Origin of the sequence: Amycolatopsis sp. NPDC059657, assembly GCF_042734395.1 — a bacterium.
Classification (GTDB): domain Bacteria; phylum Actinomycetota; class Actinomycetes; order Mycobacteriales; family Pseudonocardiaceae; genus Amycolatopsis.
On sequence record NZ_JBHWEB010000023.1, the window covers coordinates 34,367 to 49,446 of the forward strand.

The 15,080-nt window shown below is 67.8% G+C and carries 17 protein-coding genes; 13 read left to right on the top strand and 4 right to left on the bottom strand.

Annotated features, from left to right (window positions below; all coding sequences use genetic code 11):
• Positions 1 to 162: 162 nt before the first annotated feature.
• On the bottom strand, positions 163 to 837 hold the full coding sequence (locus tag ACFV15_RS15260; protein ID WP_378351057.1) for a C39 family peptidase: 675 nt from the start codon (positions 835 to 837) through the stop codon (positions 163 to 165).
• A 154-nt stretch (positions 838 to 991) separates the two neighbouring features.
• Between ACFV15_RS15260 and ACFV15_RS15265 the strand changes: the two genes are divergently transcribed.
• Genes ACFV15_RS15265 through ACFV15_RS15280 form a run of 4 tightly spaced genes read left to right on the top strand, consistent with a single transcriptional unit; the run spans position 992 to position 4,087 of the window.
• Positions 992 to 1,537 (top strand): RNA polymerase sigma factor, encoded by a 546-nt coding sequence (locus ACFV15_RS15265; RefSeq protein ID WP_378351058.1) that lies wholly within the window; start codon positions 992 to 994, stop codon positions 1,535 to 1,537.
• Entirely contained in the window at positions 1,530 to 2,426 is an 897-nt protein-coding gene (locus ACFV15_RS15270) for a hypothetical protein (RefSeq protein ID WP_378351059.1), read from the top strand. Before ACFV15_RS15265 ends, ACFV15_RS15270 begins: the two co-directional genes overlap by 8 nt.
• Before the next feature lie 31 nt (positions 2,427 to 2,457).
• On the top strand, positions 2,458 to 3,081 hold the full coding sequence (locus tag ACFV15_RS15275) for an RNA polymerase sigma factor (protein WP_378351060.1): 624 nt from the start codon (positions 2,458 to 2,460) through the stop codon (positions 3,079 to 3,081).
• On the top strand, positions 3,074 to 4,087 hold the full coding sequence (locus tag ACFV15_RS15280) for a hypothetical protein (protein WP_378351061.1): 1,014 nt from the start codon (positions 3,074 to 3,076) through the stop codon (positions 4,085 to 4,087). Before ACFV15_RS15275 ends, ACFV15_RS15280 begins: the two co-directional genes overlap by 8 nt.
• A 272-nt stretch (positions 4,088 to 4,359) precedes the next feature.
• Here the strand turns inward: ACFV15_RS15280 and radA are convergent, their stop codons facing one another.
• Both radA and ACFV15_RS15290 read right to left on the bottom strand, forming a co-directional pair.
• Entirely contained in the window at positions 4,360 to 5,730 is a 1,371-nt protein-coding gene (radA, locus tag ACFV15_RS15285; RefSeq protein WP_378351062.1) for a DNA repair protein RadA, read from the bottom strand.
• 35 nt (positions 5,731 to 5,765) lie between these two features.
• On the bottom strand, positions 5,766 to 6,473 hold the full coding sequence (locus ACFV15_RS15290; RefSeq protein ID WP_378351063.1) for a hypothetical protein: 708 nt from the start codon (positions 6,471 to 6,473) through the stop codon (positions 5,766 to 5,768).
• 299 nt (positions 6,474 to 6,772) lie between these two features.
• Here ACFV15_RS15290 and ACFV15_RS15295 point away from each other — a divergent pair, with 299 nt between their 5' ends.
• The 7 genes from ACFV15_RS15295 to rlmB all read left to right on the top strand — a co-directional run bounded on the left by ACFV15_RS15295 (position 6,773) and on the right by rlmB (position 11,978).
• Positions 6,773 to 7,264: a CarD family transcriptional regulator gene (locus ACFV15_RS15295; RefSeq protein WP_004559016.1), complete on the top strand. Its 492-nt coding sequence runs from the start codon at positions 6,773 to 6,775 to the stop codon at positions 7,262 to 7,264.
• 43 nt (positions 7,265 to 7,307) lie between these two features.
• Complete coding sequence (locus ACFV15_RS15300; RefSeq protein WP_378351064.1) at positions 7,308 to 7,925, top strand: 2-C-methyl-D-erythritol 4-phosphate cytidylyltransferase; 618 nt, start codon at positions 7,308 to 7,310, stop codon at positions 7,923 to 7,925.
• Positions 7,922 to 8,386 carry a 2-C-methyl-D-erythritol 2,4-cyclodiphosphate synthase gene (ispF, locus tag ACFV15_RS15305; protein WP_378351065.1) on the top strand — a complete coding sequence of 155 codons (465 nt, stop codon included), beginning with the start codon at positions 7,922 to 7,924 and terminating at the stop codon, positions 8,384 to 8,386. The genes ACFV15_RS15300 and ispF overlap by 4 nt, the downstream gene beginning before the upstream one ends.
• A 73-nt stretch (positions 8,387 to 8,459) precedes the next feature.
• The gene (locus tag ACFV15_RS15310; protein WP_378351066.1) at positions 8,460 to 8,855 is read left to right on the top strand and encodes a PPOX class F420-dependent oxidoreductase; all 396 of its coding nucleotides are present in this window, start codon (positions 8,460 to 8,462) and stop codon (positions 8,853 to 8,855) included.
• 27 nt (positions 8,856 to 8,882) lie between these two features.
• Entirely contained in the window at positions 8,883 to 9,569 is a 687-nt protein-coding gene (locus ACFV15_RS15315) for an HAD family hydrolase (protein WP_378351067.1), read from the top strand.
• Positions 9,570 to 9,636: 67 nt separating this feature from the next.
• Positions 9,637 to 11,016: a cysteine--tRNA ligase gene (gene cysS / locus ACFV15_RS15320; RefSeq protein WP_378351068.1), complete on the top strand. Its 1,380-nt coding sequence runs from the start codon at positions 9,637 to 9,639 to the stop codon at positions 11,014 to 11,016.
• A gap of 5 nt (positions 11,017 to 11,021) precedes the next feature.
• A complete protein-coding gene (gene rlmB, locus ACFV15_RS15325) occupies positions 11,022 to 11,978 on the top strand; it encodes a 23S rRNA (guanosine(2251)-2'-O)-methyltransferase RlmB (protein WP_378351069.1) in 957 nt (318 codons plus the stop codon).
• Between the two features lie 42 nt (positions 11,979 to 12,020).
• On the opposite strand, the gene ACFV15_RS15330 is transcribed toward rlmB, so the two are convergent.
• Entirely contained in the window at positions 12,021 to 12,530 is a 510-nt protein-coding gene (locus ACFV15_RS15330) for a hypothetical protein (RefSeq protein WP_378351070.1), read from the bottom strand.
• Positions 12,531 to 12,640: 110 nt separating this feature from the next.
• Here ACFV15_RS15330 and ACFV15_RS15335 point away from each other — a divergent pair, with 110 nt between their 5' ends.
• Both ACFV15_RS15335 and ACFV15_RS15340 read left to right on the top strand, forming a co-directional pair.
• Positions 12,641 to 14,074 carry an MBOAT family O-acyltransferase gene (locus ACFV15_RS15335; protein ID WP_378351071.1) on the top strand — a complete coding sequence of 478 codons (1,434 nt, stop codon included), beginning with the start codon at positions 12,641 to 12,643 and terminating at the stop codon, positions 14,072 to 14,074.
• A gap of 130 nt (positions 14,075 to 14,204) precedes the next feature.
• Positions 14,205 to 14,750: a hypothetical protein gene (locus tag ACFV15_RS15340; protein WP_378351072.1), complete on the top strand. Its 546-nt coding sequence runs from the start codon at positions 14,205 to 14,207 to the stop codon at positions 14,748 to 14,750.
• The last annotated feature ends 330 nt before the right edge of the window (positions 14,751 to 15,080 follow it).

Consider the following 15,080-nt stretch of genomic DNA (forward strand, 5'->3'; position numbering starts at 1 on the left):
AGTAGCCACCAACGCCGGAACCTGCCCCAATGAGATTCCGGTCGACTGCAAGGTAGCCAGTTAACACAGCGCTTGGCAACCATGTGAAATGTATCTGACAAAAGATCACGCTTCGTCACTGCGCCAACCGGGTGACGGCGGGCGAACCCGCCGCCACCAGGCTTACGCCGAATAGCCCTTCGGCGGAATGAGCGTCGCCAATTGATTGAACGTCAGCCAGTAAATCTTGTTGCCGCCGAAATTGGCGGGGTCGGCGATTTTGACTGTCATGTCGGAGCTGTCGTAGCCGATGACGGTGAAGTAGTGGTAGATCGTGTAGTTCGGATAGCCGGGCGGGTGGTTGTTCGCGGGCGCGACGATGTTCGCGACGAGCGCCCAGCCGTTGTTGATGTCGAGGGTGATGTCACGCCAGAGCAGGTCCCGCTGCGCCTGCGTCGGCGGGTCGTTCGGCATCTCTTTTGTTTCGTAGTAAGAGGTTCCGAGGTCGCGGTTCAGCACACCGGTGACCTGGCCGATCCAGTCGGTGCCGTTGGTGGTGGTGCCGAGTTGCGAGGCGAGCGTGCCCTGCGAAGGCGGATTCGAGGTTTTCGCGGACAGCGCGATCCTGGTCGCGGCGGGCCCGCACCAGTAGCCGGTTTCCTGCACTTGATATTGAATGTTGAGCACAGCCGACGCGTGGATCCCGTCGACCTTCGCCGGCGGCGCCATGGCCTTCACGAAATCGGGCGCTTCGACGACGATCTTGGTATCCCGGTTGCCCGCGCTGGACAGGCCTGGCAGCCCTAGCAGGCCGGAGAGGGCGATGGCGAGCACCGCCGCGATTCTGACGCGACCCATTGGTTGTCCTTCCCCAGAAGTGACAGTTGTTGGTTACCGTCGAACAAGGGAATGATCAGGGCAAGATCTCACCCTACGGTCCCGAATCACCCGACCGGCCCACGACGAACGTAGGGCCCGGAACGCTCGCGGCCCGAGCGGTTAACAGACAGGCATGACCATGACAGGCCTCGGCGCACTGACCGCTGAAGTGCTGACGCTGCTCTACGAGACACACGCCAAAGCATTGCATCGGTACTTGGCGCGCAGGCTCGACACTGCCACCGCGGACGACCTCGTCGCCGAGACCTTCCTGCAGGCCTGGCGCGAGCGCGCGAAGTACGACACCGCCAGGGGAACCGCACGCGCGTGGCTGTACGGCATCGCGACCAACCTGCTGCGCAACCACACCCGAAGCGAGGTACGCGGCCTGCGCGCACTCGCTCGCGAGCAAGCGAGCAGTGTCCAAAGCGCTCCGCCGGACGACAGGGCGGCAGCCCGCGTCGACGCGGGCAAGGAGGCAGGCAAGCTCGCCGAGGCACTCGCGCGCCTACGGGTCGTGGAGCGTGACGTGCTGCTGCTCGTCGCGCTCGCCGACTTCACTCCCGCCGAGGCCGCGGAAGCGCTCGGCATCAACGTCACCACGGCGCGGACTCGCCTGCATCGGGCTCGCCAGACCCTTCGCAAAGCCTTGGCCACCGAGGAGATCCCCCATGATTGACCCCGTCGACAAGGCAGTCGCCGAACTGCTTTCCGAGCCACCGGAGATGTCTGAGGCCGCCTACACGGCTGGCTTGACCCGCGTGCAGGCCGCCAGTTCCGGTGTCGTCGCCCTCGCGCCGGCGCGAACGATCTCACGGCGCCGGTTCCTGCCACTGGCCGCCGCGGCCGCCGCGCTCGCCGCCGCCGGGACGGGGGTGTTCGTCGCTTCCCGGGGTGGTGGCGAACCCGCCGCGCCCGCCACCTTCACCGACCCGGTTCTCGGCCCCGACCAGCGCTTCTACCTGCGCGTCGAGGACCAAGCCGTCAGCATCGCCAGCAAGGAAGTCACCGAATACTGGATACCGGCGGTCTGGGACCAGGACTGGCACAGCCATATCCAGATCACGCCGAACGGGGTGCCCGGCGGCTCCGATCTCATCGCACCAGGCGGGCAGTTCGGCGACGGCGGCGGCACGGCCGGCGGGACGAAGGTCGGCCCCACCGAGGCCAGGCGGCTGGTCACCGTCCTGCCAAGGGATCTCGACGGGCTCCGCCGCCATTTCGCGGCCATTCCCGAGCCCGACCGGCCCATTCTGCTGACCGACGTGCTGGCGGCACCGGCACCCGCCGAGCTACGGGCACCGCTGGTTCAGCTGCTCCGGGAACAGCCGGGTATGCGCGTCACGGAGAACACCCACTCGATCGACGGCCGCCCCGCCACCGAGTTCACCTACGAACACGCCGCCTCCGCCGATCCCCGCGATCGGGCCTCCCGGACGACGACGTATCTGTCGCCCGGCGACGGCCGCGTCATCGGTTCGGTCCACTCCCTGCTCAACCCCGACCAGGTCTTCACGCGCGTCACTTACACATACGCCGTGGTCAACGGCATAGGAACCCGTCCGTGAACGCTTGAGGCCGCTGCGGCCAATACGCTGCATGCAGGTGATCACCGCAGCGCACGACCCGGCCGAGCCGGTGCCCGGACCCGACCGCCCTGACCTGGGCGGACCGGACCCGGCACCGGCTTTCAGCCTGCTCTTCGACAGTCACGCCGGGCAGCTGCACCGCTACCTCACGCGACGGGTCGGGCCGGAGACCGCGCACGATCTCGTCGCCGAGACGTTCCTCGTCGCGCTGCGGCGGCGCGACTCGTATCAACCGGAGCTCGGGACCGCGCGGTCATGGCTGTACGGGATCGCGACCAATCTGCTGCGGCAGCATCTGCGTACCGAACTGCGGGGCCTCACCGCGACCGCGCGGCTCGCGAACGCCAGCGAAACCGTGATCGCCGGGCATGACGGACGGGTCAGCGAGCAAGTGGACGCTCAGGTCAAGGCCGCGCAGCTCGCCGGCGCGCTGGCTGAACTGAATCCGGCCGACCGCGATGTGCTGCTGCTCGTCTCGTGGGCGGGGTTCGAACCGTCCGAAGTGGCCGAAGCGCTCGGATTACCGCCGGGCACAGTGCGTTCCCGCTTGCACCGGATCAGGCGAAGACTGCGGATACAGGCTCCGCGAGTACACAAAGGACAGTCCACTGAGGAAGGATCGAGTCATGTCTGACGCCAGCCTGCACCAGGTCTGGTCCGAGACCGAACTCGACGACGCGCTCGACGCGCTGCACGCCGACGCCCCGTCCGCCGACCTCAGCGCGGTGCGCGCGACCCTGCTTCGAGCCGCGGGTGCCGCACCGGCCGAACAGCTGCCTGCAGCGAAGCCGCGCCGGAAGTGGGCCTGGGTCGCGGCGGCCGCAGCCGTCATGGTGCTCGCCGGTGGGATCGTGACGGTGTCGAACCTCGCGGGAGAGCCGGCGACCGAACCGTCGCTGCTGCAGCTGGGCTCGACCGGCGTGGTCAAACCGGACGCCCCGCTCAAGCCTGGCCAGGCGCGACTCCTCTACGAGCAACGCTGGGGTTCGCCGGTGTACGGCCAGCGCTACGAGACCATCATCGAGCTGTGGCTCCCCGCCGTGCCCGGCCAGGAGTGGCTGCGACGCGAAACCTCCACCGGACGGACGCTGCCCTTCCCCGGACCGGACAGCTCCACCGCGGACCCCAAACCGGCCGACGGGCCGCCGGAGGTCACCGAGAAACACAGCCGGCTCGACGGTGGCCCCGGCGACTTCACCAACCCGACGCCCGCGTTCCTGGCAACGCTGCGGCAGGACCCGGCGTGGGTCTACGAACGGCTCCGAGCCGAGTTCGGCAAGGGAAAGCCGCCTGTGGAGACCGACATCGACGTCTTCAGTTTCCGGACCATCGCCGACCTGCTGACCTCGGGCAGGCTGCCCGCGGACTACCGGCTGCTCTTCGCGCGGACGCTGAGCCTGGTACCCGGCTTCATGACCAGGAACGACAACGACCAGACCACCTACATCTTCGAGCGCCGCAACGAGCGGACCAAGCTGGTGCTCCAGACCAGCACCGGGTTGCCGGTTTCACAGAGCATCGTCACCGTCTACAACGCGGACGGGTACCCGGCCGGCACGCCGCTGCGGGAGTCCTACTACAAGACCATGGTCAGCGAGCGGCCGCCGATCCCGTCGACCACGACCACCAAGCCGTCGTGAGTGGTACGGCCGGTTCCTAACCGCCCGCAACACTCACGAGCCGCGCTGGGTCGAAGCGAGGGGCGCCCTCGGTGCGTAGTGGACACCCAGGGTGCCCCTCGCTGCCGTAGCGCGTGGCGGACCGGCGGCCGTCGGGTATGAGCGTGCGCGTTTTCGGCCGCTGGGCGGCCCCAAACCCGTTTCCGCAAGGGCAACACTGCGGCGCGCAGCGCCTCCGTTGAGGGTGGCGACGGGTGGGCGGTTCTAAGCGGCGATACCACTCACGACCCAGGTCAGCGTGCGTGGTTGGCGGCGTTGAGCGCGCTCGCGACGTCGCCGACCTCCAGCACGCGGATGCCGTCGGGGAGCTTGCCCGAGTCCGGCGGCACGAGCGCGTGCGTGAAACCCAGCCTGGCGGCCTCGGCGAGCCGCCTGCCGACGTTCGGCACGCGGCGGACCTCACCGGCGAGTCCCACCTCGCCGACGACCACCAGCCGTGGCGAGATCGGGACGTCCTGCACCGAGGAGGTCAGCGCGAGCACCACCGCGAGGTCGATCGCGGGCTCGGTGATCTTCATGCCGCCGACGGTCGCGGTGTAGACGTCCTTGTCACCCATTTTGACGCCGCCGCGCTTCTCCAAGACCGCGAGCACCATCGACACCCGTGACGCGTCCAGCCCGCTCACCGCGCGGCGCGGTTGCGGCATGGACGACGACGAGACCAGCGCCTGGACCTCGCCGAGCAGCGGGCGCTTTCCTTCGACCGTCACGGTGATCGCTGTGCCGGACACCGGCTCCGAGGTCCGGTTCATGAACAGCCCCGACGGGTCGGCGACGCCGACGATGCCGTCCTCGCGCAGCTCGAAACAGCCGATCTCGTCGGCAGCGCCGAAGCGGTTCTTCACGCCGCGCACCAGCCGCAGCGTCGAATGCTTGTCGCCCTCGAACTGGAGCACCACGTCGACCAGGTGCTCCAGTATCCGCGGACCGGCGACCGAGCCGTCCTTCGTCACGTGCCCGACCAGGATCACCGGTAGCCCGCGTTCCTTGGCGACCGCGACCAGCCCCGCCGTCACCGCGCGGACCTGGGTGACGCCACCCGGCGCGCCGTCCACCTGCGGCGAGGCCATGGTCTGCACGGAGTCGACGATCAGCACACCCGGTTTGACCGCGTCGACATGCCCGAGCACGACCGCGAGATCGCTTTCCGCCGCCAGGTACATCCCGGCGTGGATATTGCCGGTGCGCTCGGCGCGCAGCCGCACCTGACCGGCCGACTCCTCGCCGGTGACGTACAGCGAAGGCCCGAAATCACCCTCGCGCGCGGCCCATTGGTAGGCGACCTCGAGCAGCAACGTCGACTTGCCGACACCGGGCTCGCCCGCCAGCAGCACGACCGCGCCGGGCACCAGGCCGCCGCCGAGCACGCGGTCCAGTTCGGAGACCCCGGTCTCCCGCGCTCGCGCCGCCTCGATGTCGACTTCGCCGATCGGGCGGGCGGGCGTGTTGGGCAGGCTGAGTCCCAGCCTGGCTATCGCCGGGCGACTGTCGCCGCGCTCCTCGAGGGTGCCCCACGCCTGGCATTCCGGGCAGCGTCCCAGCCACTTGGCCGCTTCGTACCCGCACTCGCCGCAGCGATAGGAGACCGTGCTCTTCTTGACCACCAGCGCAGGCTAACCACCCGCACCGACAAAAACGGTCAGTGACCCTCGGCGGGCTTCGACTCCGGAGCCTCGGGGGCTTCGGTGCGGTCGTGAGGCGCGGGCGCGAGCGGCACGTCCAGCGTGACGGTGCCCGAGAGCTTGAAGGTGAAGGTGACCTTCAGCGTCATGCCCGGCCACAGCGGCGACTTCAGCTTCGGCAGCGTCACGGTCGCCTCGCCCGGCTTGGCGGAGGCGGACGGCGGCGCGGTCGTGGCCGGCGTGCTCTCCGCGGAAGAGGAAGAGGTGGCGGGCGACGACTTGCCGGTCGAGGTCGGCGTCGTGGGGGTCGCGGACGACGACGAGGTGGTCGTCGGCGTCGCGGAGACCGCGGGCGGCTCGATCGAGACGTCCGGCGTCGCGACGACCAGCGCGTGGCCCGCGACGATGACCTTCGAGCCACCGATCACCGCGGGGCCGCCGGTGGCGTCCGAAGCGACCGCGACGAGCTCGTCGTCGGCGGAGCCGTTGTTGACGATGGTGACGCCCAGCGGCACGGACGCGTCCTTGGCGTAGGCACCCGCCTTCGGGAACCCGAACGCGACGTTGCGCAGCGAGAGCTTGCCCGCCTCGCCGTGCGTACCGTTGACCGCCGGCTGCTGGCTGTCGGTCTGGGTGAGCTGACCCGCTCCGCACCCGCCCAGCACCAGCGCCGCGCCAAGAGCAAGCGCGGACACGCCGAACACGCGGCGATTCTGCAGCCTCACGTCAGAGTCCTTCCGATCTCAACGCCTGAATCACCGCGAAGACTAGCCGGGCGCCCCGCGCCGCGGAGAACCCGGTGCTCGTTCGAGCGAAGATCCACTGGCGGACAACGATGTCCACAATGGATTCACCCGGGTCAGGCGAACCGTTCGCCGCCACCTGCATGAGCATGGTGATTACGGGCTTGTCAACCCCGGCCGGACTGTCAACAGGCCGCTGACCTGCGACGACGGATGCGGGCCGCTAGGTGCCCCCTGGCAGCACGTGATAGGATAGGGGTAGCGAAAGGGGCAGAGGACACATGGTTTTCAAGGTCGGAGAGACCGTCGTCTACCCGCACCACGGTGCCGCACTCATCGAAGCCATTGAAACCCGCGTGATCAAGGGCGAGGAAAAGAAGTACCTCGTCCTCAAAGTCGCGCAAGGGGATCTTACGGTTCGTGTGCCCGCTGACAACGCCGAGATCGTCGGCGTACGTGACGTGGTCGGGCAAGAAGGACTAGACAAGGTTTTCGACGTACTGCGCGCTCCCCACACCGAAGAGCCCACGAACTGGTCTCGTCGGTACAAGGCCAACCTCGAGAAGCTCGCCTCCGGCGACGTGAACAAGGTGGCCGAAGTGGTGCGAGACCTCTGGCGGCGAGAGAAGGACCGCGGTTTGTCGGCAGGCGAGAAGCGCATGCTGGCGAAGGCGCGGCAGATCCTGGTCAGTGAACTCGCTCTCGCTGAGGGCACCGACGAGGACAAGGCCGAAGTCCTCCTCGACGAAGTTCTGGAAACCGCGACAGTCTAAGGCTCCATGGGCAGCTAGCCGTTCATGGATACGATCGCGCCCGATGAAGACCATTGCCGCGATTGTTGACGCTGTCGCTCATGTCACCGGTGAAACGGATGTGCTTTCACCGGTCCATGGTGAACCTATTTTGACGCACGCCGTGCGCGGGCTGCTCGACACCGGACACGTGGATTCGGTCGTCGTAGTGGCCCCAGCACGGCGTGTAGTCATGTTCAGGGATGCTTTGTCAGGTCTCGATTGCCGGGTGGCGCCCGGCTCCGTGCCCGACGCGATCGAACCGGGCCACGACGTCTACCTCGTGCACGATCCGCTGCGCGCGTTCACCCCGGCTTCGGTGATCGAGGCAGTGGCCGCCGCCGTCGGCGCCGAGAGCCCGGCCGTGGTGCCCGTGCTGCCGATGTCGGACACCGTCAAGGCGGTCGGCGCGTCGAATGTGATTATCAGCACTTTGGACCGGTCACTGCTCCGATCAGCCCAAACACCGGCCGGATTCACCGAGGAAGCACTGCGCGCCGCCTATGCCACCGGCGAGTTCGCGCTGCCGTCGGGCGCCAGGACGGTGCCAGGTCATCCCGACGCGATGCGCGTCGCCACCCCCTTCGAACTCCGCCTGGCCGAAGCGCTGCTCGCCGCGGGAAGTCAGGAGAACACGCTATGAGGATCGGCCAAGGCGTCGACGTTCACCCGATCGAAGCCGGACGGGACTGCTGGATCGCCGGACTGCTCTGGGAGGGCGTGGACGGCTGCGCCGGGCATTCCGACGGCGACGTCGCCTCGCACGCGTTGTGCGACGCGCTGCTGTCCGCCGCCGGGCTCGGCGATCTGGGCGCGGTGTTCGGCACCGGCGACCCGCGCTGGGCGGGCGCGCACGGCGCCGAGCTGCTCGCCGAAGTCCGCCGCCGGATCGAATCGGACGGATGGCGGCTGGGCAACGCGACCGTTCAGGTGATCGGCAATGCTCCGCGCATCGGAAAACGCCGAGACGAAGCCCAGCGAGTGCTCAGCGAGGCAGTCGGCGGACCGGTCAGTGTCGCGGGCACGACGACCGACGGACTCGGGCTCACCGGGCGCGGTGAGGGAATCGCAGCCATCGCGTCGGCGCTCCTGCTGCGTTCTTGATCAACGAATGACTGGTTTTTGTCCGAAATAGGGGGCAGTGGTCAAGGGTGTTGGTTGACTACGCTCGCGGACTATGGCGGTCATTTTCGACGAGATGACAAGTGCCCTATTCGACGCGCCGAACTTTCCCGTCGTGGCGACGGTGAGCGAGGACGGGAGCGCGCACTCTTCCGTTGTCTGGGCTAAACGCGAAGGTGACACAGTGCTGTTCTGTACGCAACGGAACAACGTCAAGGGGCGTAACATCGCGGCCCGGCCGATGGTCAGCGTTTCCGTGTTCGATGTGGAAAATCCTTACCGGTCCGCCGAGGTGCGCGGCCGTGCGGAATTCACGGAGAACAATGTTCAAGACTTCCTCAATGAGCTCTCGATCAAGTACACCGGCATCCCCAAGGAGCCGGACGAGTTCGACGACCTCTGCGTTGTGATCCGGGTCATCGTGGACAAGATAGTTCCGTTCGCCCTCTGAGTGGTCCGAACCATTACGCTGGATGATGTGACGATTCGGGCTGTGTTGTTCGACTTCTCCGGCACCCTCTTCCGCCTCGAGCAGGACGAGACCTGGCTGGCCGACCTGACCGACACCGGCGGCGCGCGCCTCGACCTGGAGGCGCAGACCGAGCTGATGCGGCGGATGACCGCCCCGGTCGGCAAGGTGGTGGACTTCGACGACGAGTACACCCACGCGTGGGAGAACCGCGACCTCGACCCGGGGCTGCACCGCAAGGTGTACCTCGAGGTGCTCAAGCAGTCCGGCGTACCGCGCCTCGACCAGGCCGTGGCGCTCTACAACCGGCTGATCGATCCCACCCAGTGGACGCCGTACCCCGACACCGAGGCCGTGCTCAAGGCCGCCGCCGGTCGCGGGCTCAAGGTCGGCGTGCTGAGTAACATCGCCTTCGACATCCGGCCGGCGTTCAGCAGCCGCGGCTGGGACGCCTACATCGACGAGTTCGTCCTGTCGTTCGAGGTCAACGCCATCAAGCCGCAGCCGGAGGTGTTCCGGATCGCGGTCGGCAAGCTCGGCGCACCGGCCGAACAGACGCTGATGGTCGGCGACCACGTCGACGCCGACGGCGGCGCGAGGGCCATCGGCTGCGAGTTCGCGCTGGTCGATCCGCTGCCGACGGCGGAGCGTCCGGACGCGCTGCTGGGCGCGCTGCGCACTCACCTGGGGTCCTAAGGGCGTGTTCCTCGCCCTAACCTCGGCGGGTGCGACAGGGCTCACGCCGAACCCGTACCATTTCGGGGTGGCTCTTCACCTCTATGACACGGCGACCAGAAGCGTGCGGGAATTCCAGCCCGCCGTGAGCGGAACGGCGTCCATCTACGTGTGTGGGGCCACCGTCCAGGGCGCGCCGCACATCGGACACGTCCGCGGTGCGCTGAACTACGACGTGCTGCGCCGCTGGCTCGTCCACAGTGGACTTGACGTATTCCTGGTGCGCAATGTCACCGACATCGACGACAAGATCCTCGCCAAGGCCGCCGACGCCGGCAGGCCGTGGTGGGAGTGGGGCGCGACGCACGAGCGCGCCTTCGAGGACGCCTACGACCAGCTCGGCTGCCTGCCGCCGTCGATCGCGCCGCGCGCGACCGGCCACGTCACCCAGATGATCGAGCTGATGCAGCGCCTCATCGACTCCGGCCACGCCTACGCGTCCGGCGGCGACGTCTACTTCTCGGTCAAGTCGTTCGAGGACTACGGCGCGCTCTCCGGGCAGCGCCCCGACGACATGCAGCAGGGCGAGAGCCTCGGCGAGGGCAAGACCGACCCGCGCGACTTCACACTGTGGAAGGCCGCGAAGCCAGGCGAGCCCTCGTGGCCGACGCCGTGGGGCAACGGCAGGCCAGGCTGGCACCTCGAGTGCTCCGCGATGGCGACGGCCTACCTCGGCGCGGAGTTCGACATCCACGGCGGCGGGATCGACCTGATCTTCCCGCACCACGAGAACGAGCGCGCCCAGTCGAACGCGGTCGGCGACCCGTTCGCCAGGTTCTGGCTGCACAACGCCTGGGTGACCATGTCCGGCGAGAAGATGGCCAAGTCGCTCGGGAACACCGTGGCGATCCCGGCGATGCTCGCGAAGTACCGGGCGCCCGAGCTGCGCTACTACCTGATCCAGCCGCACTACCGGTCGAACATCGAGTACTCGGACGGCGCGCTGTCCGAGGCCGCGACCGGCTACCGGCGCATCGAGCAGTTCCTGCGGCGCGCGGGCGCGGTCGCGATCGGGCAGGTGCCCGCGGAGTTCGCGAAGGCGCTCGACGACGATCTGGCGACGCCGCAGGCGTTCGCCGTGCTGCACAACACAGTGCGTGAAGGTAACGCCGCGCTGGACAGCGCTGATACTTCTAAGGCGCTCGACCTCGCCGCCTCCGTGCGTGCCATGGTCGACGTGCTCGGTCTGGACCCGCTTTCGGCGCGGTGGTCCGAGGCAAGCGGTGCTGACGCGCCGTACAAGCAGGCGCTGTCCGACATCGTCGACGGCCTGCTGAAGGAGCGACAGGAAGCGCGCGCCGCGCGCGACTTCGCCCGCGCCGACGCCGCGCGTGACCGTCTCATCGAGGCGGGCATCGCGGTGGAAGACACCCCCGACGGTCCTAAATGGACAGTGAAAGAAGCGTAGAAGACATGGCAGGCAATTCCCGGCGCCAGGGCGCTATTCGCAAGCCCGGCTCCAAGAAGGGCCAGGTCGTCGGCTCGGGTGGGCAGCGGCGCAAGGGTCTCGAAGGCCGGGGCGCGACACCCAAGGCCGAGGACAGGCCCAACCACAAGAAGTACAAGATGGCCAACGCGGCCAACCGCGCGCAGGACGCCCGCCAGAAGAAGGCGGACCGGCCGGAGCTGATCGCCGGGCGCAACCCGGTGGTCGAGGCGCTGCGCGCGGACGTGCCGGCGGTGGCGTTGTACGTGGCGCTGAACATCGACCTCGACGACCGCGTCAACGAGGCCGTCCGCCTCGCGGGCGACAAGGGCATCTCGATTCTGGAGATCCCGCGCGAGGAGCTCGACCGCAAGACCGGCCGCGCCATGCACCAGGGCCTCGGCCTGCAGGTGCCGCCGTTCGAGTACGCGCACCCCGACGACCTGATGACCGTGGCGCGCGACTCCGGCGACACGCCGCTGTTCGTCGCGCTCGACGGCGTCACCGACCCGCGCAACCTCGGCGCGGTCATCCGCTCGGCGGCCGCGTTCGGCGCGCACGGCGTGCTGCTGCCCGAGCGGCGCAGCGCGGGCATGACGGCCGTGGCGTGGCGCACCAGCGCGGGCACCGCGGCGAAGCTGCCCATCGCGGTGGCGACCAACCTGACCCGTCAGCTGAAGGCGTGGGCCGACCAGGGCCTGATGATCGTCGGGCTCGACGCCGACGGTTCCGTAGACATCGACGAGCTGGACCTGGCGGCCGACCCGCTGGTCATCGTGCTGGGCTCCGAGGGCCGCGGCCTCTCGCGCCTGGTCCGTGAGACCTGCGACGCGACCGTGTCCATCCCGATGGCCGCGGGCGTCGAGTCGCTCAACGCCTCGGTCGCGGCGGGCGTCCTGCTCGCCGAGGTGGCGCGCCGCCGCCGCATCGCCGGCCGGATCTGAGTCGTGAGCGTTCCGGGCGGCTCAGAACCGCCCGGAACGCCATTACGCGGTGTGATAGTGGCGTAGGCCTGTGAGCCGGGCCGCGACCTCGGCATCGGTGGGCAGCGAAGTGCCCGAGACGTAGCGCATGATCCCGTCACGCGCCGGATCATCGGATGCTTCCACGAAAACGATGGTTTCCTCGACACCGGCCGCGAACAGCAGCTCCGAGTCGAGGCCGAACATGGTGTCGAAGTTGGCGTTCTTGGCGTTCCAGAGCGCGAACACGTCACCGAGGCGCTTGCGCTCGGCCACCAGCAGCGCGGCCATGCCCATGCTGTCGCTGAACGACCAGCCACTCTGGTGCATCAGTGTCTCCTGCGCGAGCAGGTAGACGAGGAAGTCGGCGTCCTCATCGGTGCTGTCGGAGAACAGCTCCCGCAAGACCGCCGCACGGGCGGCGGCATGCAGGTCGGTGACGGATTCGTCCGGGGACGCGGTGAAGGACAGCTCCACCCATCTCCCGCGGTCGCCACGCCACCAGTCCAGTCCACGGGTCGACGGCTCACTCATGGGGCCTCCCCTGCTTTCGACGGCTTCAGCGTCAAGACTCCAACCTTCGCCACGGGCTAGCAAGTGCTGGCGTTATCGTCACCGGGAAAGGTCAAGGGGGCTCCGCACCGATGTCGTTCGTCTCGCCACTGTTCCTGTGGTACTTCATGCCGGCGGTACTGCTCGCCGTGCTGGTGTTCCCTCGTGGTTGGCGCAACGGCATCGTGGCCGTCGGCAGCCTCATCTTCTACGCGACCGGAGCAGGCCCGTTCCTGCTGTTGCTGCTCGCCTGCATGGTCGTGAACTTCTTCGCGGGGCGCTCACTGGAGCCCAACGAGTGGGACGCCAGGCACGCGTTCCGCCGCAGGCTGCTGATCGCGGTGATCACCTTCGACGTCGCGGTGCTGGTGGTCTGGAAGTACGCGGGCTTCGCGACCCAGCAGATCGCGGCCTTCGCGCAGCTGTTCGGCGGCAACTTCCCGGTGGCCAACCTGGTCATCCCGATCGGCATCTCGTTCTACACCTTCCACCACATCTCCTACGTGGTGGACATCTACCGCGGCGAGCGCAGGGCACTGCGCAACATCGTGTCCTTCGCGGCCTACATCGCGATGTTCCCCCAGCTCGTGGCGGGCCCCATCGTCCGCTACCGGGAGATCGCCGACCAGCTCCCCCAGCAGCGTTCCCACCGCCTCGACGACATCGCGGCAGGCTTCCCCCGCTTCGCGCTCGGCCTGTGCAAGAAGACGATCATCGCGGACTCACTGAGCCCGATGGTCGAGGCCTGTTTCGCCACCCCGCCCAACCAGATGACCTTCGCGACCGCCTGGCTGGGCGCGATCGGGTACACGCTCCAGCTGTTCTTCGACTTCTCCGGTTACTCGGACATGGCGATCGGCCTGGGCCGCATGCTCGGCTTCAGGTTGCCGGAGAACTTCGCCAGGCCGTACTCGGCGGTGACCATCACGGAGTTCTGGCGCCGCTGGCACATGTCCCTGTCCCGCTGGTTCCGCGACTACGTCTACATCCCACTCGGCGGCAACCGCCACGGCGCGGCCAAGACGTACCGCAACCTGTGCATCGTCTTCGTGCTCACCGGCTTCTGGCATGGCGCGCAATGGACGTTCCTGGTCTGGGGCATGTACCACGGTGCGCTGCTCATCATCGAGCGCGCGTTCGGCTACGACACGACGCCCGCTTCGGTGATGGCGCGCGTCGGGCGGCGTGCGCTGACCCTGGTGCTCGTGGTGATCGGGTGGGTGTTCTTCAAGTCGGTGGACCTGGCGCATGCGCTCGGCATGCTCGGTCACATGCTGCTGCCGGACTTCACGGGCCTCGGTGACGTGGTCGAGGCGACGGTGACGAACCAGCGCGTGGTCATCCTGCTGGCGGCGATGGTGATCGTGTTCCTGCCCTCGCATCCGGTGACCGGCCCGCTGCTGGAGTCGTCCCGAAGCCGCCCGGCCAACGCCCTGCGGATCGGCGTGATGACGGTCGGGCTGGTGTACGCGGCGATCCTGGTCGCGACCGGAACCTTCAGCCCGTTCCTGTACTACCAGTTCTGATGGGGTCGTGAGTGGTACCGCCGGTTAGAACCGGCCGTACCACTCACGACCCCAGATCCCGAACGGGTAACCGCTCGTAACAGCTCGGGCGAGCGCGGCGACTGACCTCCCACGACAGATCGGGGAGGCCATGACCGTTTCACCGCGTGCGCTGATCATCAGTGCCGTCCTTGTGATCCTCGCGCTCGCCGCGGCCGCGTTCTTCGCGCTGCGAAGCCACTCGACCACGGCCTCCCCCGCCGCTCCGACCCCGGTCATGACCGCGCCGACCAGCAGTCCTTGTGTGAACAAGCAGGCGAGTCCGCCGTGCATCAACGACGCGGGAAAGCTCATCGGCGCCAACGGGGAAAACCTGAGCCCGACCACAACGGCCACCCCGACACCGGCCCCGCTGCTCGCGAGCCCCGCCGACTTCACCGTCACCGTGAAGACCTTGGAGAAGAAGTGCTTCGGGTCGGCGGGCTGCAACGTCACCTATCGCATCGATCCCAAGACCACCACGCCGTGCTTCCCGTCGTGCACGGTGCTGTACGAGATCGTCGGCGGCGAGGACGTCCAGAACGGCAGCTTCACACTGACCGGGACCACCGCCCGGTTCGACTCACAGGAAATGATCCAGACCAAGTCGTCTAAGGCTGAACTCAAGGTCAAGGTCACCGACGTGCTGCCGAACTGAAAGCCCGGAAATGGGGCTTCGCAAGGGCTTTGAACACGCGCTGTGGCTAGGCCGTCCGGATGATTTTCCTGATCACGCTGGGTGCTGACGATCTTGTAGCCAGTGCACCCGTGTCAATGACACAGGCCGCCGCCTGGTGGATCGCCTCTGCAGTAAGGATTACCTTGCACGCAGAGTGCAAGTTGCAACCGGTAACTTGGCGGACCGGCAACAGTCGCCCGAATTTCTTATTTCGCGGTTAACACGCAAAGCGTAGAGTAACTCCCCGCGCTCGAACAGACACTCTCAGCACTCGTCCGTTCGGGTGGCCATCGAGGAGGTGACCGAAGT

What these genes read in the sequence shown, in the direction of transcription:
- ACFV15_RS15260 (WP_378351057.1), bottom strand. Translation starts at nt 837, where the DNA reads ATGGGTCGCGTCAGAATCGCGGCGGTGCTCGCCATCGCCCTCTCCGGC.
- ACFV15_RS15340 (WP_378351072.1), top strand. Translation starts at nt 14,205, where the DNA reads ATGACCGTTTCACCGCGTGCGCTGATCATCAGTGCCGTCCTTGTGATC.
- ACFV15_RS15295 (WP_004559016.1), top strand. Translation starts at nt 6,773, where the DNA reads ATGGTTTTCAAGGTCGGAGAGACCGTCGTCTACCCGCACCACGGTGCC.
- ACFV15_RS15300 (WP_378351064.1), top strand. Translation starts at nt 7,308, where the DNA reads ATGAAGACCATTGCCGCGATTGTTGACGCTGTCGCTCATGTCACCGGT.
- ACFV15_RS15330 (WP_378351070.1), bottom strand. Translation starts at nt 12,530, where the DNA reads ATGAGTGAGCCGTCGACCCGTGGACTGGACTGGTGGCGTGGCGACCGC.
- ispF (WP_378351065.1), top strand. Translation starts at nt 7,922, where the DNA reads ATGAGGATCGGCCAAGGCGTCGACGTTCACCCGATCGAAGCCGGACGG.
- ACFV15_RS15275 (WP_378351060.1), top strand. Translation starts at nt 2,458, where the DNA reads ATGCAGGTGATCACCGCAGCGCACGACCCGGCCGAGCCGGTGCCCGGA.
- ACFV15_RS15270 (WP_378351059.1), top strand. Translation starts at nt 1,530, where the DNA reads ATGATTGACCCCGTCGACAAGGCAGTCGCCGAACTGCTTTCCGAGCCA.
- ACFV15_RS15280 (WP_378351061.1), top strand. Translation starts at nt 3,074, where the DNA reads ATGTCTGACGCCAGCCTGCACCAGGTCTGGTCCGAGACCGAACTCGAC.
- ACFV15_RS15265 (WP_378351058.1), top strand. Translation starts at nt 992, where the DNA reads ATGACCATGACAGGCCTCGGCGCACTGACCGCTGAAGTGCTGACGCTG.
- ACFV15_RS15310 (WP_378351066.1), top strand. Translation starts at nt 8,460, where the DNA reads ATGGCGGTCATTTTCGACGAGATGACAAGTGCCCTATTCGACGCGCCG.
- rlmB (WP_378351069.1), top strand. Translation starts at nt 11,022, where the DNA reads ATGGCAGGCAATTCCCGGCGCCAGGGCGCTATTCGCAAGCCCGGCTCC.
- ACFV15_RS15335 (WP_378351071.1), top strand. Translation starts at nt 12,641, where the DNA reads ATGTCGTTCGTCTCGCCACTGTTCCTGTGGTACTTCATGCCGGCGGTA.